The 18313-nt window shown below is 64.0% G+C and carries 18 protein-coding genes and 1 tRNA gene; 8 read left to right on the top strand and 11 right to left on the bottom strand.

Annotation, left to right across the window (positions count from 1 at the left end; genetic code table 11):
- The first annotated feature begins 60 nt into the window (after positions 1-60).
- Entirely contained in the window at positions 61-1560 is a 1500-nt protein-coding gene (locus DMX11_RS16480; RefSeq protein WP_110745471.1) for a cytosine permease, read from the top strand.
- 13 nt (positions 1561-1573) lie between these two features.
- On the top strand, positions 1574-3004 hold the full coding sequence (locus tag DMX11_RS16475; protein WP_110745470.1) for an aldehyde dehydrogenase family protein: 1431 nt from the start codon (positions 1574-1576) through the stop codon (positions 3002-3004).
- On the opposite strand, the gene DMX11_RS16470 is transcribed toward DMX11_RS16475, so the two are convergent.
- Entirely contained in the window at positions 2968-3267 is a 300-nt protein-coding gene (locus DMX11_RS16470) for a DUF1778 domain-containing protein (RefSeq protein ID WP_110745469.1), read from the bottom strand. The two genes, DMX11_RS16475 and DMX11_RS16470, sit on opposite strands and share 37 nt — an antisense overlap.
- A gap of 227 nt (positions 3268-3494) precedes the next feature.
- Here DMX11_RS16470 and DMX11_RS16465 point away from each other — a divergent pair, with 227 nt between their 5' ends.
- Entirely contained in the window at positions 3495-4712 is a 1218-nt protein-coding gene (locus tag DMX11_RS16465) for a DUF3422 domain-containing protein (protein ID WP_110745468.1), read from the top strand.
- Between the two features lie 107 nt (positions 4713-4819).
- Here the strand turns inward: DMX11_RS16465 and DMX11_RS16460 are convergent, their stop codons facing one another.
- From DMX11_RS16460 to DMX11_RS16450, 3 genes are all read right to left on the bottom strand, one after another.
- Positions 4820-7231 carry a DUF3772 domain-containing protein gene (locus tag DMX11_RS16460; RefSeq protein WP_110745467.1) on the bottom strand — a complete coding sequence of 804 codons (2412 nt, stop codon included), beginning with the start codon at positions 7229-7231 and terminating at the stop codon, positions 4820-4822.
- A gap of 56 nt (positions 7232-7287) precedes the next feature.
- Positions 7288-8346 (bottom strand): bifunctional DNA-binding transcriptional regulator/O6-methylguanine-DNA methyltransferase Ada, encoded by a 1059-nt coding sequence (ada, locus tag DMX11_RS16455; protein WP_110745466.1) that lies wholly within the window; start codon positions 8344-8346, stop codon positions 7288-7290.
- 64 nt (positions 8347-8410) lie between these two features.
- Positions 8411-9037 (bottom strand): DNA-3-methyladenine glycosylase, encoded by a 627-nt coding sequence (locus tag DMX11_RS16450; RefSeq protein WP_110745465.1) that lies wholly within the window; start codon positions 9035-9037, stop codon positions 8411-8413.
- 171 nt (positions 9038-9208) lie between these two features.
- Between DMX11_RS16450 and DMX11_RS16445 the strand changes: the two genes are divergently transcribed.
- Together DMX11_RS16445 and DMX11_RS16440 are read left to right on the top strand one after the other, a co-directional pair.
- Positions 9209-9724, top strand: a complete 516-nt coding sequence (locus DMX11_RS16445; RefSeq protein WP_110745464.1) for a sigma-70 family RNA polymerase sigma factor — start codon at positions 9209-9211, stop codon at positions 9722-9724.
- Entirely contained in the window at positions 9711-10667 is a 957-nt protein-coding gene (locus DMX11_RS16440; protein WP_110745463.1) for a FecR domain-containing protein, read from the top strand. The genes DMX11_RS16445 and DMX11_RS16440 overlap by 14 nt, the downstream gene beginning before the upstream one ends.
- A gap of 34 nt (positions 10668-10701) precedes the next feature.
- On the opposite strand, the gene DMX11_RS16435 is transcribed toward DMX11_RS16440, so the two are convergent.
- The 3 genes from DMX11_RS16435 to DMX11_RS16430 all read right to left on the bottom strand — a co-directional run bounded on the left by DMX11_RS16435 (position 10702) and on the right by DMX11_RS16430 (position 13396).
- Positions 10702-11859 carry an MFS transporter gene (locus DMX11_RS16435; RefSeq protein ID WP_110745462.1) on the bottom strand — a complete coding sequence of 386 codons (1158 nt, stop codon included), beginning with the start codon at positions 11857-11859 and terminating at the stop codon, positions 10702-10704.
- A gap of 83 nt (positions 11860-11942) precedes the next feature.
- A complete protein-coding gene (locus DMX11_RS26065; RefSeq protein WP_177410753.1) occupies positions 11943-12080 on the bottom strand; it encodes a hypothetical protein in 138 nt (45 codons plus the stop codon).
- Positions 12081-12181: 101 nt separating this feature from the next.
- Positions 12182-13396, bottom strand: a complete 1215-nt coding sequence (locus DMX11_RS16430; protein ID WP_110745461.1) for an MFS transporter — start codon at positions 13394-13396, stop codon at positions 12182-12184.
- Between the two features lie 190 nt (positions 13397-13586).
- Here DMX11_RS16430 and DMX11_RS16425 point away from each other — a divergent pair, with 190 nt between their 5' ends.
- Entirely contained in the window at positions 13587-14510 is a 924-nt protein-coding gene (locus tag DMX11_RS16425) for a FecR domain-containing protein (RefSeq protein ID WP_110745460.1), read from the top strand.
- A 95-nt stretch (positions 14511-14605) separates the two neighbouring features.
- A tRNA-Met gene (locus DMX11_RS16420) sits at positions 14606-14682 on the top strand.
- Positions 14683-14806: 124 nt separating this feature from the next.
- Here DMX11_RS16420 and DMX11_RS16415 read toward each other — a convergent pair.
- Positions 14807-15421, bottom strand: coding sequence for a LysE family translocator (locus DMX11_RS16415; RefSeq protein WP_110745459.1), 615 nt, complete (start codon positions 15419-15421; stop codon positions 14807-14809).
- Between the two features lie 146 nt (positions 15422-15567).
- Here DMX11_RS16415 and DMX11_RS16410 point away from each other — a divergent pair, with 146 nt between their 5' ends.
- Positions 15568-16485 carry a LysR substrate-binding domain-containing protein gene (locus DMX11_RS16410; protein WP_110745458.1) on the top strand — a complete coding sequence of 306 codons (918 nt, stop codon included), beginning with the start codon at positions 15568-15570 and terminating at the stop codon, positions 16483-16485.
- Here DMX11_RS16410 and DMX11_RS16405 read toward each other — a convergent pair.
- The 3 genes from DMX11_RS16405 to DMX11_RS16395 form a co-directional block, all read right to left on the bottom strand.
- A complete protein-coding gene (locus DMX11_RS16405; RefSeq protein WP_177410752.1) occupies positions 16425-17000 on the bottom strand; it encodes a D-Ala-D-Ala carboxypeptidase family metallohydrolase in 576 nt (191 codons plus the stop codon). The two genes, DMX11_RS16410 and DMX11_RS16405, sit on opposite strands and share 61 nt — an antisense overlap.
- A 65-nt stretch (positions 17001-17065) precedes the next feature.
- Positions 17066-17521: a ribosomal protein S18-alanine N-acetyltransferase gene (gene rimI / locus DMX11_RS16400; protein WP_110745457.1), complete on the bottom strand. Its 456-nt coding sequence runs from the start codon at positions 17519-17521 to the stop codon at positions 17066-17068.
- Entirely contained in the window at positions 17518-18303 is a 786-nt protein-coding gene (locus DMX11_RS16395; protein WP_110745545.1) for an energy transducer TonB, read from the bottom strand. The genes rimI and DMX11_RS16395 overlap by 4 nt, the downstream gene beginning before the upstream one ends.
- Positions 18304-18313 lie beyond the last annotated feature (10 nt).

The following is an 18313-nucleotide window of genomic DNA, read 5'->3' as shown; positions in this document are numbered from 1 at the left end:
CGCACCCACAAGAAGGCCCGCGCACGCGCCGGCCCACAACAACCGCGCTGGAGCATTACCATGAGCCACTCGACCGGTATCGAGACCAACGGCGTCGAACAGATCCCCGCCGATCAACGCGACGCCTCCCCGCTGGACCTGTTTCGTTTGATCTTTGGCGGCGCCAATACGTTTGCCACAGCCGTGCTGGGCAGCTTCCCGGTACTTTTCGGGCTGTCGTTCCAGGCCGGTGTGTGGGCCATTCTGCTCGGCGTTGGCATCGGCGCGCTGATCCTTGCACCGATGGGGCTGTTCGGCGCGCTGAACGGCACCAACAATGCTGTATCGTCGGGCGCGCACTTTGGTGTACACGGGCGCATCGTCGGCTCGTTCCTGTCGCTACTCACCGCCGTGGCGTTCTTCTCACTGTCGGTATGGAGCTCGGGTGACGCCCTGGTCGGGGGCGCCAAACGCCTGGCCGGCCTGCCGGAAACCGACCTGACCCTGGGCCTGGCCTACGGCCTGTTCGCAGTGCTGGTACTGGTGGTATGCATCTTCGGCTTCCGCTTCATGCTGTGGGTCAACAAGATTGCCGTGTGGGCTTCGAGCCTACTGTTCCTGCTGGGCATCGTTGCCTTTGCCGGGCCGTTCGATGCGGGCTACGCGGGCAGCGTCAACCTCGGCCAGGCCGGTTTCTGGGCAGCGTTCGTCGGCGCAGCGATCCTGGCCATGAGCAACCCAGTGTCGTTCGGTGCGTTTCTGGGTGACTGGTCACGCTATATCCCGCGTGAAACACCCAAGGCGCGCATCATGCTGGCCGTGATTGCGGCCCAGGGTGCCACGCTGATTCCGTTCCTGTTCGGCCTGTGCACCGCCACCCTGGTGGCCACCCAGGCACCGGACTACATCGCCACCAACAACTATGTCGGCGGCCTGCTGGCCGTTGCCCCTGGCTGGTTCTTCCTGCCGGTGTGCCTGATTGCCGTGATCGGCGGCATGTCCACTGGCACCACCGCCCTGTATGGCACCGGCCTGGACATGTCCAGCGTGTTCCCGCGCCTGCTCAGCCGCGCAGGCGCCACGCTGCTGATCGGCGCGCTGGCGATCGGCTTCATCTTCATCGGTCGCTTCACCTTCAACCTGGTGCAAAGCGTGTCGACCTTTGCCGTGCTGATCATCACCTGCACGAGCCCGTGGATGGTGATCATGATCCTTGGCCTGATCACACGCCGCGGCTTCTACCACGCCGATGACCTGCAGGTGTTCACCCGCGGCCAGCGTGGTGGCCACTACTGGTTCCTGCACGGCTGGAACTGGCGCGGCATGGGGGCATGGATCCCCAGCGCGGCGGTCGGCCTGTGCTTCGTCAACCTGCCGGGGCAGTTCGTCGGCCCGCTGGGCGACCTGGCCGCTGGCGTCGACCTGAGCCTACCGGTCACCCTTGGGTTGGCAGGGGTGCTGTACCTGCTATTGCTCAACCTTTTCCCTGAACCTGCTGGCGTGTATGGCCCTCAGGGCCCGCGCTGGGTGCGCAGCAAAAGCACTGCGCACACGCCTGTAACCACTGCCGAAATGGCCTGACTGGAAACCGACCATGACCACTTCCCACTACATAGCCGGCCGCTGGGTCGAAGGCCAAGGCAGCGACTGCATCAGCGTCAACGACCCTGCGCTGGGGCAACCGTTCGCCGAACTGATGGCTGCCAGCGTCGAGCAGGTCGACCAGGCCGTGGCCGCCGCCCGTACTGCCCTGCCCGCCTGGAAAAGCACCGGCGCCAGCGAGCGTGCCGCTTACCTGCGCGGCTTTGCCGAACAGCTTGGTCAGCGCCGCGAAGCGCTGATCACCCTGCAGATGCGCAACAACGGCAAGCCGCGCCACGAGGCAGAGATCGACCTGGACGACGCCATCGCCACCTTCGGCTACTACGCCGAGCTGGCCGAGCAATTGCCGGTAAAAAACCGTGACGTGCCGCTGGCTGCGCCGGGCTTCACCGCCCGCACTCGCCTGGAGCCCGTGGGCGTGGTCGGCCTGATCGTGCCGTGGAACTTCCCGCTGGTGACCAGCGCCTGGAAGCTTGCCCCGGCCCTGGCCGCCGGCTGCACCGTGGTGCTCAAGCCTTCGGAGGTGACCCCGCTGGTCGAGCAGGCCTACGGCCAGATCGCCGACACCTTGGGCCTGCCGGCCGGGGTACTGAACATCGTCAACGGCAAAGCCGAGACCGGTGCGGCGCTGAGCAGCCACCACGGCCTGGACAAACTGTCGTTCACCGGCAGCAACAGCGTAGGCAGCCAGGTGATGCGCAGTGCTTCGGCGCAGTGCCGGCCGGTAACGCTGGAACTGGGCGGCAAGTCGGCGATCGTGGTGTTCGATGATTGCGATGTCGACCAGGCGGTAGAATGGATTGTGGCTGGCATAAGCTGGAACGCCGGGCAGATGTGTTCAGCCACTTCGCGCCTGCTGGTGCAGGACGGCATTGCCGATGCCCTACTGCAGCGCCTGCAGGCGGCGCTGGAAAACCTGCGGGTGGGCAACCCGCTGACCGAAGAGGTCGAAATGGGCCCGCTGACCAGCCAAGCCCAGTGGTTGAAGGTTGCCAGCTACTTTGCCACGGCGCGTGAAGAAGGTTTGCAGTGCCTGGCCGGTGGCAAGGCACTGGACCGCGACGGCTGGTTCGTCAGCCCGACGCTGTATGCCGATGTGCCGAAGGATAGCCGCTTGTGGGCCGAGGAAATCTTCGGCCCGGTGCTGTGCGCGCGGCGCTTTGCTACCGAGCAACAGGCGATCGCCGAAGCCAACGACAGCCGTTTCGGCCTGGTGGCGACGGTGTGCACTGCGGACCTGGAGCGCGCCGAGCGCGTGGCCGATGCGCTGGAGGTTGGCCATGTGTGGATCAACTCGGTGCAGGCGGTGTTCGTCGAGACGTCGTGGGGCGGCACCAAAGGTAGCGGAATAGGCCGTGAACTCGGGCCCTGGGGGTTATCGGGGTATCAGTCGGTGAAGCATGTGACGCGGTGCCTGGGTTGATATCGCAAGGGGCCGCAGGCGCGCCGATACGCCATGCCCCCGCGCGACCGAGCCGTTCGATAGAATGCTGCGTCATCGAGCAGAAACAGCCGCCGTTCCATCAGCACTTCCTCGGCACGCTTACATGCGGCCTCAAGGACGAAACTGGTGCGATCACCGCCAACGACTTCAACCGCGGCGTCGATCAAGTCCCGCCTGTGCTCGGCAACCCGCATGTTCAAAGGCACCGCTTTGCTGCGGTCGCGCGGTTGAATTTCACTCATGGATGTCTCCTCGCCCGTTCCACACGGGCAATTTACTCGACTGGATCCGTCGAGATGGAACTAGGCCAGCGCTTCGTAACGCATTTGTGTAGATGTAAATCTGATTGCGTTACGAACGGTCATTCGTCTTTCATGATGACGTTGCCTGCCCCACGTGACTTTCCCCTACGCGCGTTAAGTCCCACTTCCTGGTACCCCCACAATCACAACACCAGGCCGGACCACCCATGCACCCTCAACGCACCGCCTTGCATAACGAACTGCACGCTCGCCCGTCGCTGTACTTCGACGGCCCGGCGCATGTCTTCCACCTGGCCTTGCTCGGCGGCGATGCTGCTTGTACAGCACTGCTGCAACGTTGCTGCCCGGACGCACTGGACCCTTGTGCCGCCCAGGGTATTACCCACCTGAATGGTCACCCGTTCAAATGGGAGCGGCACACCGAGTTCTTCACCCTGACCCTGGTGGTGCCCTGCACTTCAGCCGACACCGAGTGGCAAGCCCTGCCGCCGGTACTGGCCGAGGCCATTGCCCCGCAAGCCACGCAGGTAATCAACGCAGTGCAGGTGCTGGTCCGTGACGAACAGGGCCTGGACCTGCCCCACTATGGTTTCAAGGACCCGTGCGGCTCATGCGTTGGGGGTGGCGATGCCGTGGCGTGGAGTGATTTCCGCCTGACCGAGGATGGCACCAATCGCTTCCTGTTCATCAACCGCCGCCTCAATGCTTACCGCCAGGGCCGCATGATCCGCCGCCTGCTGGAGATCGAGACGTACCGCATGATGGCCTCGCTGACCCTGACCACGGCCAAACAGCTGAGCCAGGAACTGGATGCCTTCGACAAGACCTTGGTCAACCTCTCCGAGCGCAGTGCCGGGGGCGATGGGCATGACTCCAAGGGGCTGCTGGAAGCCATTGCCCACCTGTCACGCCAGGTGGTCAGCCACACGGTGAAAACCCGCCACCGCTTTGGCGCCACACAGGCGTATGCGCAACTGGTCTTCGAGCGTTTGGGTGAACTGCGCGAAAGCCACGTGGGCGACTGCCAGCGCTTGGGGGTGTTCATCGAGCGGCGGTTCAAGCCGACCGTGCGCTACTGCGCAGCTACCGAGCAACGGCTGGAACAGCTTGCCAAGAACGTGGCCAACCTCGGTGACCTGCTACAGGCGCGGGTGCAGGTGGAGATGGAAGAACAGAATGCCGGGATCCTGCACAGCCTCAATGCCCGGGCGGATGCCCAGGTGAAGATTCAGCGGGCGGTGGAGGGGCTATCGATCATTGCCATCACCTACTACCTGTTGAACCTGTTCAAGCTGTTGTATGGCGGGCTGAATGTACTGGGGTTGGGGCTGACGGCGCGGGATGGGTTGTTGGCCATGGCGCCGCCGGTGCTGCTGGTGTTGTTGGTGATTTTGCTGAGGATCAGGCAGGCCAAGCAACATTGAGGCAGGGGGCTGCCTGGCAGCCCGATCGCCGGCACGCCAGCGCCACCACCACTGCACATGGCTTGAAGTCGATGCAGTGCTTGGGGGCTGGCTTACCGGCGATTGCGTTACACCGACTCGTCAGCCGGGCGCGCACCTTCCTGCACCAGTACCATGCTCTGCGGCGACGACAAGGCTATGCCCTCGTCACGCAACCGCCCAAGAATGGTGAACAACAGGTCGCTCCGGGTCCCCGACACCTGCCGCGGCCCCGCTACATAACCACTCACGCCAATCACCATGCCACTGGCCGTCAGGTCCTTGAACGACACCGACGTCGCCGGGGCATCCAGAATCGCTTCATGTTCGTGGTAGGCCGCCAGCAGCAGCTCGCGCACCCGGTTAGCGTCAGTTTCCAGCGGCAGGGTCAGGGTGATGCCGACCACGCCAAGCGCATTGCCCATGGTCACGTTGCGCACGTTCTGCGAGATGAACTGCGAATTGGGCACGATCACCGTCGAACGGTCGGACATCTGGATTTCGGTGGCGCGCACGTTGATGCGGCGGATATCACCTTCTACACCTGCCAGGCTCACCCAGTCCCCCACTTTCACCGGGCGCTCGGTCAGCAGGATCAGGCCTGAAATGAAGTTCTGCACGATTTGCTGCAAACCGAAACCGATACCCACCGACAGGGCACTGACCACCCAGGTCAGGCTGGTGAGGTTGATACGCAGGGTCGACATCACCAGCATGGCCAGGAACAGGAAGCCCAGGTACCCCACCAGGGTCACCAGCGAGGCGCGCATGCCAGCATCCATATCGGTTTCCGGCAACAGGCGCTCACTTAGCCAGCGCTTGACCACGCGAATGGCGAACATGCCACCGAGGAAAATCCCCAGCGCCAGCAGGATGTCCTGCGGCACGATGTTCAGGTTGCCGAGCAGCTTGCCGCCGGTCCCGTCCCAGTCGCCCAGGCTCAGCAGCAGCTCGCTCGGGCTGGTGCCCGATGGCATCAGCGTCAGCAGCAGTGCCAGGAACAGCACCACGGTACGGCCGATACCGGCCAGGATGGTGCTCGCCTGGGCCTGGTGACGTGGCGCCAGGCCCAGGGTAGAGGCCAGTGCCAGGCCACCGGGCAGGCGCGGTGACAACAAGGTCTCGCACAGGTCACCGAGGAACGTGGTCAGCAGGTAGGCGCAGGTGACCACAAGGCTGACCCACAGCAGCTTGGCCGTGAGGAAGTAGGCCAGCGTCAGGTAGCCGGTGACCAGGGCCAGCAGGATCAGCGTCAGCCAGATAACCATCACGAACGGGATCAAGCCGGCCAGGCCGGTCGGGCGCTCCAGGTCATGCGTACGCAGTGTGCGCCGGTAGCGCAGCAGCGCGCCGGCAAAGGTCATCGCCACCACCAGCGCGGTCAGGCCGTTGACGGCCACGGTCAGCGCCAGGCTGGCGCCAATCACGCTGTTGATACGCTCCATGGTCATCATGCCCATGAGCGCCAGCGCGAGCACCTTAGGGAACCAGCCCAGCGCGCTGGCCACTTCGTCATGAATGGGTGGCAGGCGCCATGACGGGCGCTGCAACATCAGCATGGCACGACCCAGGCCAGTGATGAAGGCGCTGAACACCACCAACGCGAGCACATGGTTGACCAGGCTGGCGATATCGGAGCCCAGGTCGGCACTGCTCTCAAGCCCCCAGCGCAACAGCGAAACCGAACCGGCGATCGTCCCCAGTGTGGCCAGGCTCACACCCAGTGCCAAAGCACTGCGGCGCAAACGGCCCTCGGGCAGCCACCTGACCATGGCACTGGCCAGCAGGCGCTCTATCCACAGGCGCACCAGGGTCCACACCAGGATGGCAGCTACCAGGCTGGCCATGAACAGCCAGCGATGTTCGGCGCTGAAGGCACTGCCGATGGCATCTGCCACCTCACCGCGCAGGTCACGCAGGCGCGCCACGTCGTCCTGGGTGGGGCGGATGATGCTCTGCCAGAACGCCGGGCTCAGTGGCGTAGCCGCGCGGCTGGTGATCTGCGAGTTGAACTGGCTGCGGCGCAGGTTGACGATCTGCGTGGACAGGTCGCGGGCCGACTGGGTCAGCTTGGTGGCCTGTTGCTGCTGAGCCACCAGGGCCTTTTTCTCGGCCTCGAGGGCTTTGCGCTGTTGGGTCAGGGCGGCCGCCTCGTCTGGCTGCGCCGGGCCAATCACCTTGAGCTTGTCGTCGAGCTTTTCCACATCGGTGGTGCGCTGCGCACTCAGGGCGTCCGCCTGGCGTTGCACCTGCATGGCTGACAGGCGTAACTGCGACAGCACGTCGTCATTGGCTTCGCTGCTAACGCCCTGGCGAATCTGGTCCAGGCGGTCGCTCAACTCTTCGATGCTGGCGTTTTCATCCAGTGCGGAGGCTTCGGCGTTGGCCAGGTTGGACAAAGGGGTGGCCGGGGCCGACCAGGCCGGGCTGGCGAGTACCAGCATCAGGGCCAGCATGGCCATCAGGCCAGGGCAAAAACGAACAAGGCTGACACGCCTCATCGAATATTCCTCTTCACAATTCGATTTGGCGGTGGATTCTACGCGGCTTCAGGCCTTCAGGAGAGTGCCGTTTCTCGCTTCAGCAACTGCTGCTTGCGTTCGACGCCCCAACGGTAGCCGCTGATGTCGCCATCCCGGCGCACCACGCGGTGACAGGGGATGGCCACGGCAATGTGATTGGCTGCGCAAGCCATGGCGACCGCCCGCACAGCCTTGGGGGCGCCGATACGCTCGGCGATGTCGGTATAGCTGACCCGGCTGCCGGCCGGCACCTCGCGCAGGGCCTGCCACACCCGCTCCTGGAACGCTGTGCCTTGCACATCCAGCGGCAGGGCCAGGCCTAGCGCCGGGGCCTCGACGAAGCCAACCACTTCGGCGACCAGCCGTTCATAGGCACTGTCACCGCCAATCAGGCGGGCCTTGGGGAACTGGTCCTGCAAGTCGTAAAGCAAGGTTTCGGGGTCATCGCCCAGCAGGATCGCACAAATGCCTTTGTCACTTTGTGCCACCAGGATCGCGCCCAATGAACACTGGCCCAACGCGAAGTGAATAGTTGCGCCGGCACCGCCGGCGCGGTACTGCCGTGGGCGCATGCCAAGGCGCTGGTCGGCGCTGGCATAGAAGCGACTGTTGGAGTTGTAGCCGGCGTCGTAGATAGCATCGGTGACCGAGCGCTGGCCGTCTTCCAGATGCGCGCGCAGGCGCCGGGCGCGAAAGGCAGTGGCGTAGGCCTTGGGCGTAACGCCGGTTTCGGCCTTGAACAGCCGGTGCAGGTGGAACGGGCTGACGGCCAGTTGCGCACTTAGCTGTTCGAGGCTAGGGGTGGGGTCGGCGGTTTCGATGAGGCGGCAGGCACGGGTCACCAGCTGGCTGCGGCGGTTGGCGTTGACATTGGCGGGGGCGAAGCAGCGTTTACAGGGGCGAAAACCGGCGGCTTCGGCGCAGGCAGGGGTGTCGAAGAACTCGACATTACTGCGTTTGGCCAGGCGCGACTTGCAGTTTGGGTGGCAGTAGATGCCGGTGGTGCGCACGGCGTAGACGAAGTGGCCGGTGGCAGCGGTGTCGCGGGATTCGACGGCTTGCCAGCGTTGGTTGGGGGTGATGAACGCAGTCATGGGTAAGATTCCAGATCGTTGTGGCCTGTGCCCGGAGGGGGCCGTTACAGGCAATGCCGAAACCTCAGGCCCGCCACAGGTACCAGGCCGCCACGGTACGGTAAGGGCGCCAGCCGCCGCCCAGCGAGCGCATTTGCGCTGGCGTCGGCGCCTTGTCCAGGCCTTTGAGCCGACGATAGCCCTCGCGCACGCCAAAATCGTCCACCGGCAGAATGTCCGAACGCTCCAGGCTGTAGATCAGCAACATTTCCACCGTCCACCGCCCTACCCCGCGTAACCCTATCAGGCGTTCGATCAACGCCTCGTCGGTCATGGCCAACGCCGCTTCGCGTGTAGGGACCAGGCCTTCCAGCCGGGCTTGGGCAATGCCCTGGATCGTCGTCATCTTGCTCGCCGAGAAGCCGCAGGCGCGCAGGGTTTGCGGGGCGACCGCCAACAACTGCTCGGGCTGCGGGAACGCATCCTCCGGGAACAGCGCCAGCAACCGCCCGAGGATGGCCTCGGCCGCACGGGCATGCAGCTGCTGGTAGGCAATCGCCCGCACCAGTGCCTCGTACGGTTCGCGCCCAGGCGTAGCCTGGTGCAGACAAGGCCCGGTCGCCGCGATGTGCCGCGACCAGTCCGGGTCCAGTGCCGCCAGGTGTTCGCTGGCTTCGCGGTAAGCCTCAGGGGAAAGGTCGGCCAGAATCATGGCACCTCCATCAGGTGGATTGCAGGTCCAGCTTAGCGCAGCCGTTCATCGGACAAACGCCGGATCTTGCTCGGCTAATTCCTGGCATGCCATTGCCCCGTGCCATCATCCCCGCATAGAATTGAGAACTGTTCACATTCGCACATTCCATGGGACCGGGTCTTCGCAACGATGCAGATAAACGACACGCTCAAACCGGCCGAGGTCGCTCTGCTCTACCAGTCCCACCACGCCTGGCTGCGGGGCTGGCTACGTAGCCGGGTGGGTTGCAGCGAACACGCTGCCGACCTGGCCCAGGATACCTTCGTGCGCGTGTTGCGCGCGCGCCAGGTGTCGCCGCTCAAGGAGCCCCGCGCCTACCTGAGCAGCATCGCCCGTGGCCTGATGATCGACCAGTTCCGCCGTCGGGCCCTGGAGCGGGCTTATCAGGAGAGCCTGGCTCACCTGCCCGAAGCCGAAGTGCCCAGCGAGGAAGATCGGCTGGTCATCCTGGACTCACTGGAACGCCTGGACCGAGCCTTGCACCAACTCAAACCGCGCGCCCGCCAGGCCTTTCTGCTGGCCCAGCTCGACGGTTTGAGCATTGTGCAGATCGCCCAGGATCTGCAAGTGTCCCGAGCGACCATCGAGCGCGACCTCGCCACCGCCCTGCGCGTCTGTTATCGGTTGCGTTATGTCGACGCCTGATGGCACCCCTGCGCAGGCGCAGGTTGACCAGGCCATCGACTGGCTGGTGAAGCTGCGCTTCGACAGGCCCTGCCCGCGTACCCAACAGCAATTCCAGCAATGGCTGGCCAGCCACCCGCACAACCCCTTGGCCTGGCACCGCGTGAGCATGCTCGGCGACGAACTGGCCGGCCTGCCTAAGGACCTGAGCCGGCGCACCCTGGACGGCAGCCAGCAACAGCACAGCAGCCGTCGCAGCCACCTCAAGCTGCTGGCGCTGCTGACCGTGGGCGGCAGCCTTGGCCTGTCTGCGCGTGAGCCGTTGGGCTTGCCTGAACTGTTGGCCGACAGCAGCACCGCTACCGGCGAGCGCCGGCAGCTGCAAGGTAGCGATGGCAGCCGTATCCAGTTGAACACCGCCAGCGCCATCGACCTGCACTACAGCAGTACGCAGCGCCGGCTGGAGCTGGTACACGGCGAAGTGAGCCTGGAGAGCAACCCCAACGACAATCGCCCGTTTCTGATCGAGACACGCGTCGGTCCGCTGGCCACTGTCGACGGCCAACTGCTGCTGCGAGAAAACAGCCAGGGCCTGCTGCTGGCCGTACGCCGCGGTGCAGTTACGCTGTTTCCTGCATCCGCCACGGCCCGGCAGGTACTGCCAGGTGAGACCTTGCAGGTGTCGGCCAACGGCAGCTTCCAGGCCGTGACGCTGCATAGCGACCTCTGGGGATGGACAGACGGTGTGTTGAGCGTGCAGCAGATGCCGCTTGGGGAATTTGTCGCCGAGTTGGCGCGTTATCGCCCAGGCCTGCTGCGCTGTGCGCCCGAAGTTGCGAACCTGAAGGTGTCTGGCACCTACCAGTTGAGCGATACCGGGGAGATCCTGCATCTGCTCAGCCATAGCCTGCCGGTGCGGGTGGAATTCCGCACCCGGTATTGGGTAAGTATTGGAGCAGCTTGACGGCTACGTGGCCCCGCAGGGCCGCGCAGGGTTGTCAGTCCGCTACCGCTCGCAAGCGCCCAGCAGCGCGGAATGACTGCCGGGCAAAGCACACGAACAACCCAGCCATCAGCGCCAGCGCCATCGGCAAGCCATGCGGCGCCACGCCCATCGCCGCGCCACTGACCAGCGGCCCGACCAGGCTACCTACGCCCCACAGCAAACCCACGCTGGCATTGGCGGTTACCAGGTCCTGGCCCTTGAAGCGCTGGCCAATCAGTACCAGTGCCAGGGTATAGATGCCCCCTGCCACGGCGCCCAGTACCACCAGCAGGGGCCACAGCAGCCAGGTCATGTTCAGCAGCCACGGCAGGCCGATGCCGATCGCCATCGCCACCAGCCCGCACACCAGGTGCAAGCCGGTACGCTCGACGCGGTCGGCCAGCCAGCCCAGCGGCAGCTGGAACAACATGTCGCCCGCAAACACCACGGTCACCATCAACGCCGCCACGCCCACGGCAAAACCATGGCTGCTGGCATACACCGGCAATAGCGACAGCACGACGGCATCGAAGAACGAGAAGAACAGTACCGCCATGCACAACGACGGTGCCACCCGAAAGAACCCGGCCAGGCCGAAGCTTTTTTCGCCTTCTTCGTGTTCGACATGGTCGTTGGGCACGGTCAGCACGATGCACAGCAGCGCCAGCCCGTAACAGGCGGTCACTACGCCAGTGATCCATGGGCTGTCGGCGCCCAGCACGGCGAGCATGGCCGGGCCGAGTACCTGGAAGCCAGTGAAGCTGGTGGCGTACAGGGCCATGATCTTGCCGCGGTTGTGCTCCGGGCACAGTTCGTTGACCCACGACTCACCAAGGATGATGGCGATACCCACCCCCAGCCCCAGGCCCAGACGCAGCAGGGCCAGCAACCACAACGAGCCGAATGCCGGCTCGAGCAAGGCAATGCTGACCGTGCACAGGCTGAAACACAGCAAGTAGATGGTGCGCCGGGTGAGATGGCGGCAGCAGGTATCCACCAGAAATGCCGAGAGCATCATGCCTGCCGCCGGGATGGCCGAGATGATGCCGATTTCCAGGGTGCTCGCCCCCGCCTCATGCAGGCGCAATGAAACCAGCGGCAGGCTGGCCCCCAGGCTGAAACCCACTACCGATACGGCGAACAACAGGCCCGCCAGCAAACGCATGTTCATGTACCACTCCTTGCCAACCGAAAAGACGTGCAGACACAGGCGCGCACGCCGGGATGGCGAGCGACGCGAAAGCGCAGATCAGTTCAGGCGAAATGTGGCGAGAAGGTGAAGGCAAACAGCACGCTGCGGCGGCGCTTGAGCACCGTGTCGCTCGGCCACGCACGACGCAGGGCCTGGAGGGCAGGCTGACGGGCGCTGGGCAGGGACTGGGAACGGCGCATTGCGTTGGCTACTTTGTGGGCATTGAAAAAAGAGGCGGCACTCTAGGCCAACAGTGATCCAATCGTCAATTGTCGGGGCTGCAGGCCAGCCCCGGACAATTTCAGCGCTTGCCAGTGCTTGGCAAGAACACCGCCAGCAGCCCGAACAACGGCAGGAACGAGCACACCCCATAGACATACTCGATGCCACGCAGGTCCGCCACATACCCCAGCAGCGCCGCGCCGATCCCGCCAAAGCCGAACATCAGCCCGAAGAAAATCCCGGCAATCATGCCCACGCTGCCCGGCACCAGTTCTTGCGCATACACCACAATCGCGGAAAACGCAGACGCCAGGATAAAGCCGATCACCACACTCAACACCGTGGTCCAGAACAGGTCGGCATACGGCAGCGCCAGGGTGAATGGCGTCACGCCCAGGATCGAGAACCAGATCACCGCCTTGCGCCCGATGCGGTCACCGATCGGTCCGCCAAAGAAGGTACCGGCCGCCACCGCACCGAGGAACAGGAACAGGTGCAACTGCGAGCTGGCCACCGACACATCGAACTTCTCGATCAGGTAGAAGGTGAAGTAGCTGGTGAAGCTGGCCATGTAGAAGTACTTGGAGAACACCAGCAGGCCCAGCACGATCAGCGCCGCGATCACGCGCTTGCGCGAAATGCCATGGGTGGCCTGCACCGCCTTGCGGGCCTTGGCCTGGTTGAGGTGTTCCTTGTACCAGCCACGCAGCATCAGGGTGACGCCAAGGAAGAACAGCGCGGCCACGCCAAACCAGGCGACATGGGTCTGGCCGAACGGGATGACGATGGCCGCTGCCAGCAACGGGCCCAAGGCGGAACCGGTGTTGCCGCCAACCTGGAACGTGGACTGGGCCAGGCCAAAGCGCCCGCCCGAAGCCAGCCGCGCGATACGCGAGGTTTCTGGGTGGAAGGTTGACGAACCAATGCCGACCAGCGCTGACGCCAGCAAGATCATCGGGAAGCTGCCGACGAACGCCAGCATCACGATACCCACCAGTGTGCACAGGGTGCCGAGCGGCAAGAGGTTGGGCGTCGGCCGACGGTCGGTGAAAAAGCCAACCCAGGGCTGCAACAACGAGGCGGTGATCTGGAAGGTCAGGGTGATCAGGCCAATCTGGGCGAAGCTCAGGTTGTAGTTGGCCTTGAGCATCGGGTAGATCGCCGGCAATACCGACTGGATCAGGTCATTGATCAGATGCGCCAGTGCACAGAAACCAATGATGCGCATCACCAGAGGCGTGGCTTGGCTTGCCGCTGCCTGGGTGGATGCGGTGGAGGCACTACTGGTGGCCATTGGGCTGAATCTCCGTCCTCGGGTTGGGATCCGATTATCGGGAAACAAATAGATACATAGCTACCTTTTTTATCCCCTTATCGCCACGTACTTGAAAATGGTTCTCAATATAATTAGCATCCTTGTCCAATCATCCCTGTCATCGTTGGGCAAATAGCCCCTATCGTGAGCAGACCGACCCATGAACCCGATGCCCGCCAAGCAGCTGCAGCCCGACCCACAGCAGGAAGCGCTGGAGTGGTTTTCAGTGCTGCGCCAGCCCGGTTGCGACGAAACCCAGCGCCAGGCATTCGGGGCATGGTGCCAGGTAGCGCAGAACGCCCACGCCTACGCCGAACTGGAGGCGTTCTGGCAACAGCTGCAACCAGCCCCCGCCCGACCTCGCCCACGACCCGTAACCGTGCGCCGCAGCCACTTGGGCAAATGGCTGGCGCTGGTCTTCCTGCTGGGGCTGGGGGCTGCCGCTTACCTGTACTGGCCGCTGATGCAGCGCCTGGCTAGCGAGCTGCACACTGATACGGGTGAGCGCCGTAGCACACGCCTGGCAGATGGCACCACCTTGAGCCTGGACAGCGCCAGCGCGATGAACGTCGACCTGCGCGGCCGCACTCGTCAGCTGCATCTGGTGCAGGGCCAGGTGTATCTGGAGGTCATGCTCGACGGGCGCGCCATGGAAGTGGCTGTGGGTAACGCGCGCATCCAGGTATACGGCACCCGTCTGCAGGTAGCCCGCCACGCCAACCATGACGAACTCGTGGTACTCACTGGCAAGGCCATGGTGGTCCAGGCTGGCGAGCAGCGCCTGGTCTCGGCGGGTGAGCGCGTCACATTCGACGACACGCGCATCGGCCCGCTGCAGAAGGTTGACCTGAAGACCATCGATAGCTGGCGCAGCGGTCGCCTGAAGGCCATCGACCTGCCATTGGGGCAAGTGCTGGAGCGCCTGGCCAGGTATCAGGGGCAGCGGCTGTGGCTGGTGGATGAACAAGTGGCCCATCGCCGTGTCAGCGGCGACTTCAACCTGGACCGGGCTGGCGAAACCCTGCAATCCCTGGCTGCTGCCCAGCATCTGCAGCTACACCGGGTGCTCGGGCACTGGCTTGTGGTGCGCTGAAACCAGGCCTGGCCGCTAAGTTTTTGAAAGCGTGCAAATTTTTTTTGAAATGAGTGTTGACAGGGGGGCCGTTCAAGAGAATAATGCGCGCCATCGGCTACATAGCTCAGTTGGTTAGAGCATAGCATTCATAATGCTGGGGTCCGGGGTTCAAGTCCCTGTGTAGCCACCAAACAAGACGAAGGGCTTACCGCAAGGTAAGCCCTTTTTCTTTGTCTGCGAAAAGTTACCGCACTGAAGGCAGCCACTGCCCACGGGGTGTGCAATGGCCCTCCCCTCCACCTTCTATCTTCCCTTCAGCGGATACCGCTCACCGCCACCGTCAAGCCAAGCCCGATCAACGCCAGGCCTATCACCCGGTCCACCAGCACTTGCCGGTCGATCATCGCCTTGCGCAACGGCGCGCTGGAAAAAAACACCGCCACCAGGCTGAACCACAACCAGTGGGCAAGGGACATGAACGCACCGTAGGCAAACGCCAGCTTCAACGAGCTGCCGGGTTGCACCACCTGGGTGAAAGCACTGATGACGAACAACATGGTCTTGGGATTCAGGGCATTGGTCAGAAAGCCGGTGCGCAAGGCTTGCACCACGGTGACAGTGGAACGCTCGCCCCCCTCCAGGCTGATGCGCCCGGTGTTGGTCAGTGATTTGTAGCCCAGGTAGATGAGATAACCGGCGCCCAGTGCTTTCATGGCCAGGAACAGCACCGGGGTCTGACTGATGATCACGGCGATGCCCAGCACCGTGTACAACACATGCACCTGTACTCCCAATGCGATACCGACCGCGGCCGCCAGCCCCGCCTTGCGGCCTTGTGCATAACTGCTGCGAGTGACCATGGCGAAATCGGCGCCAGGGCTGATGACGGCGAGCAAAGTGAACAGGGCGACAGCGATGAGTTCGGTCATGCAGATAGCGCTCGATAGACGATGAAAATACACAGACCGGGTGATTATCGAGGGCTTATGAGCGAGTAAAAATCGATTTATAGTGAGGCACATCTGATAGTTTTTCTCACATAGGCATAATGCCAGTGCCGGCCCAAAGGGATGCCATGAAACTGCCGCCACTCAACGCCTTCCGCTATTTCGACATTGCCGCCCGGACCGAGAGCTTCGTGCGCGCCGCTGAGCACTTGCACGTCACCCACGGCGCGGTCAGCCGCCAAATACGCCTGCTGGAAGAAAACCTTGGCATGGAGCTGTTCGAACGCCGCAACCGGGCCATTTTCCTCACCCCTGCCGGCCGCGCCCTGCAAGGCACCACCCAGGCGATTTTCGAACAGCTGGAAAGCGCCTTGCAGCGTTTGCAGCACCAGGCCCGCGACAATGTGCTTGTGCTGTCCTGCGAGCCGACCATCGCCATGCGCTGGCTGATCCCGCGGCTGCCGCGCTTCCATGCCGCCCATCCCGACCTGCAGTTGCACCTGGTGGCTGCCGGCGGGCCGCTGGACTTCGCCCGCAGTGGGGTCGACATGGCCATCCGCCGTGACGACTTCCACTGGAACAACCAGCTGTTCAGCCAGAAGGTCTGCGATGAATGGATCGGCCCGGTGTGCCATCCCGCCGCCAGCGCCATACTCGATGGCCAGCGGCTGCTGCACAGCACCACCCGCCCTGCTGCCTGGCCCACCTGGCTGCGCCTGAGCGGGCAACAGGCGCGACACTGCGAACGCAGCGACTACGAGCATTTCTACCTGTCGATCCAGGCCGCCAGCGCCGGCCTGGGCTTGGCCATGGCCTCAGCCCTGATGGTGTGCGACGAACTCGACAGCGGGCAGTTGCACGCGCCATCCGGCTTCGTCCGCGACGGCTCGGCCTATCACCTGCTCAGCGCGCAGCCCTTGGCTGACAGCGGCAAGCGCCAGCGTTTCGCGGAGTGGGTGATGGAGGAATGCCAGGGTTGCCTGGCTCATTTGGGCTTGATGCAGAACGATGACCCGGCACTGCCGTCACCACCCCAGGTGCGATAACCGGCAGTATCCACATGGATGCGGCCTGACGGGTAGCGCCCCAAGCCCATGTTCCACGCCTGGCCGTGTTGCTGCCAGAAGCGACACAGCGGGTTAGGATCGGCCCAGGCGGGCAGCAGCACATCAACGGCAAAAGCGCGGGTATGAGCACTGTTGGCCGCTCCGCCAGCGCAGGTGTTCAGCCGCGGCTCACGGTAGGCCGACACCACTTCGAACTGGCGCAGGACGCCTTGGTCGTCGAGGGTCTTGAGCAATGAAAGGGTCGAACGTACGGCTGGCCAGTTGCTGGCGGGCGGCACCGCGAAGGGCGACGCGTGGCACAGCTTCCAGTCCGAAGCCGAACGTAGCAACTGGTGGATGGGCACTACGCCGTACAGGCGGGCATCCACAAGCATTTCACGGAAGGGCCGGGTTTGATGGTCGCCTGCCCATTGGGCGAACATCCAGACATCACGTTCATCGGCATGGGCAGCACTGGCTGCCAGCAGGCATGCGCTCAGAAACAGCTTCCTCATCCTTTACCCGTCCGTGCATGGCAACCCTGGTCTTCTGACTTTAGCGCGATACCCGTGGACGTGGATCAGTCTTCAAGCAAGGTGCAAGCCATGACCAGCGCGTCTTCACGGCCACCGGCGATCGGGTAGTAATCACGGCGGCGGCCGATTTCGTTGAAACCGTAACGCTCGTACAACCGGTAGGCCGACTGGTTGCTGGCGCGCACCTCCAGGAAGCATTCGCGGCCATTGAGCTGGTAAGCCCGGGCCATCAGGTGCTCAAGCAGGCGCAAGCCGAGCCCGCAGCCCTGGTTTTCCGGCTTGACGGTGATGTTGAGCAGGTGCGCCTCGTCGATGATCACGTTGATCACCCCATGGCCCACTTGCTGCTGGCCATCGAACATCAGCCACACTTCGTACGATTTGAGCGCATCCTGAAAGATCCCGCGGGTCCAGGGGTGACTGAACGCGGCATATTCGATCTTAAGTACGGCATCCAGATCCGCCTCGGTCATCGGGCGAAAACTGATCGAGTCACTCATTCAACGCTCTTCCAGCGCGCCATCAGCTGGCGCATGGCTTGCCAGACGTCCGCCTTGCGCTGCGGCTCGTCCATCAACAGTTCAAGGCCCGGCAAGACCCAGGCGTCGCCCAGGCCGTCGAGCTTCAGGGTTTGGTAATAGGCTGCGGCGTCGGCATTGGCAGCAAAGCGCGCCGCTGGCAGGCCGACCAGCCACAGGCAGGTGCACGGGGCGTCTTCCAGGCGCGCCTGGACAAAGCCCTGGACGAAATCGCGGGCGGATTCCGGGCCCTGGTCCATGTTGCCGCGCACCAGCAGCGGCCAGCGCACCGGCTCGCCGATGATCTGCGGAGCGTCGGGCAGGCCGGCCGCGCGCAGCATGTCCTTGAGCAGCAGGTAGGACGGGTCGCGGCTCTGGAACGGCTGACCGGTGGCCAGCTCCACCAGCAGCAGACAGCTGCCAGCACGCAACAACTGCAGCGCGAAACGTGGCGGCGGCACGGGGGCCGGGCGTGGAGGTGCAGGTTGCTCCTCGGCCTCGACAGGCTTGGCGGCAGGCTTGGGCGCACTGCCCGGGCGCGGGATCTCGATTTTCGGTCGCTCGCCGGAGCGGGCCTGGGGCGCGACCGGTGCCTCGTTGCCCGCGGGTGTCGGCCGAACCTCGAAATCGATGTCTTCGACCGGCGCCACCGGCAGCAGCAACTCGGGCCGCGACGGTGCGGCGAACGGCAGTTCGGCGCGCGGCAGCCAGTGCACCACTTGCATGGCGGAAAGGTAGGCGCGGCGACGGGGTTCGGTCAGCAAGGGGCGGGGT

Origin of the sequence: Pseudomonas sp. LB-090624, assembly GCF_003205205.1 — a bacterium.
In the GTDB taxonomy this organism is placed as follows: domain Bacteria; phylum Pseudomonadota; class Gammaproteobacteria; order Pseudomonadales; family Pseudomonadaceae; genus Aquipseudomonas.
Note: the sequence above shows the minus strand (reverse complement) of the source record. Positions and strands in the feature narration are given on the sequence as shown.

What these genes read in the sequence shown, in the direction of transcription:
- rimI (WP_110745457.1), bottom strand. Translation starts at nt 17,521, where the DNA reads ATGAGTGACTCGATCAGTTTTCGCCCGATGACCGAGGCGGATCTGGAT.
- DMX11_RS16440 (WP_110745463.1), top strand. Translation starts at nt 9,711, where the DNA reads ATGTCGACGCCTGATGGCACCCCTGCGCAGGCGCAGGTTGACCAGGCC.
- ada (WP_110745466.1), bottom strand. Translation starts at nt 8,346, where the DNA reads ATGACTGCGTTCATCACCCCCAACCAACGCTGGCAAGCCGTCGAATCC.
- DMX11_RS26065 (WP_177410753.1), bottom strand. Translation starts at nt 12,080, where the DNA reads ATGCGCCGTTCCCAGTCCCTGCCCAGCGCCCGTCAGCCTGCCCTCCAG.
- DMX11_RS16445 (WP_110745464.1), top strand. Translation starts at nt 9,209, where the DNA reads ATGCAGATAAACGACACGCTCAAACCGGCCGAGGTCGCTCTGCTCTAC.
- DMX11_RS16470 (WP_110745469.1), bottom strand. Translation starts at nt 3,267, where the DNA reads ATGAGTGAAATTCAACCGCGCGACCGCAGCAAAGCGGTGCCTTTGAAC.
- DMX11_RS16465 (WP_110745468.1), top strand. Translation starts at nt 3,495, where the DNA reads ATGCACCCTCAACGCACCGCCTTGCATAACGAACTGCACGCTCGCCCG.
- DMX11_RS16425 (WP_110745460.1), top strand. Translation starts at nt 13,587, where the DNA reads ATGCCCGCCAAGCAGCTGCAGCCCGACCCACAGCAGGAAGCGCTGGAG.
- DMX11_RS16460 (WP_110745467.1), bottom strand. Translation starts at nt 7,231, where the DNA reads ATGAGGCGTGTCAGCCTTGTTCGTTTTTGCCCTGGCCTGATGGCCATG.
- DMX11_RS16430 (WP_110745461.1), bottom strand. Translation starts at nt 13,396, where the DNA reads ATGGCCACCAGTAGTGCCTCCACCGCATCCACCCAGGCAGCGGCAAGC.
- DMX11_RS16435 (WP_110745462.1), bottom strand. Translation starts at nt 11,859, where the DNA reads ATGAACATGCGTTTGCTGGCGGGCCTGTTGTTCGCCGTATCGGTAGTG.
- DMX11_RS16480 (WP_110745471.1), top strand. Translation starts at nt 61, where the DNA reads ATGAGCCACTCGACCGGTATCGAGACCAACGGCGTCGAACAGATCCCC.
- DMX11_RS16415 (WP_110745459.1), bottom strand. Translation starts at nt 15,421, where the DNA reads ATGACCGAACTCATCGCTGTCGCCCTGTTCACTTTGCTCGCCGTCATC.
- DMX11_RS16475 (WP_110745470.1), top strand. Translation starts at nt 1,574, where the DNA reads ATGACCACTTCCCACTACATAGCCGGCCGCTGGGTCGAAGGCCAAGGC.
- DMX11_RS16405 (WP_177410752.1), bottom strand. Translation starts at nt 17,000, where the DNA reads ATGAGGAAGCTGTTTCTGAGCGCATGCCTGCTGGCAGCCAGTGCTGCC.
- DMX11_RS16410 (WP_110745458.1), top strand. Translation starts at nt 15,568, where the DNA reads ATGAAACTGCCGCCACTCAACGCCTTCCGCTATTTCGACATTGCCGCC.
- DMX11_RS16450 (WP_110745465.1), bottom strand. Translation starts at nt 9,037, where the DNA reads ATGATTCTGGCCGACCTTTCCCCTGAGGCTTACCGCGAAGCCAGCGAA.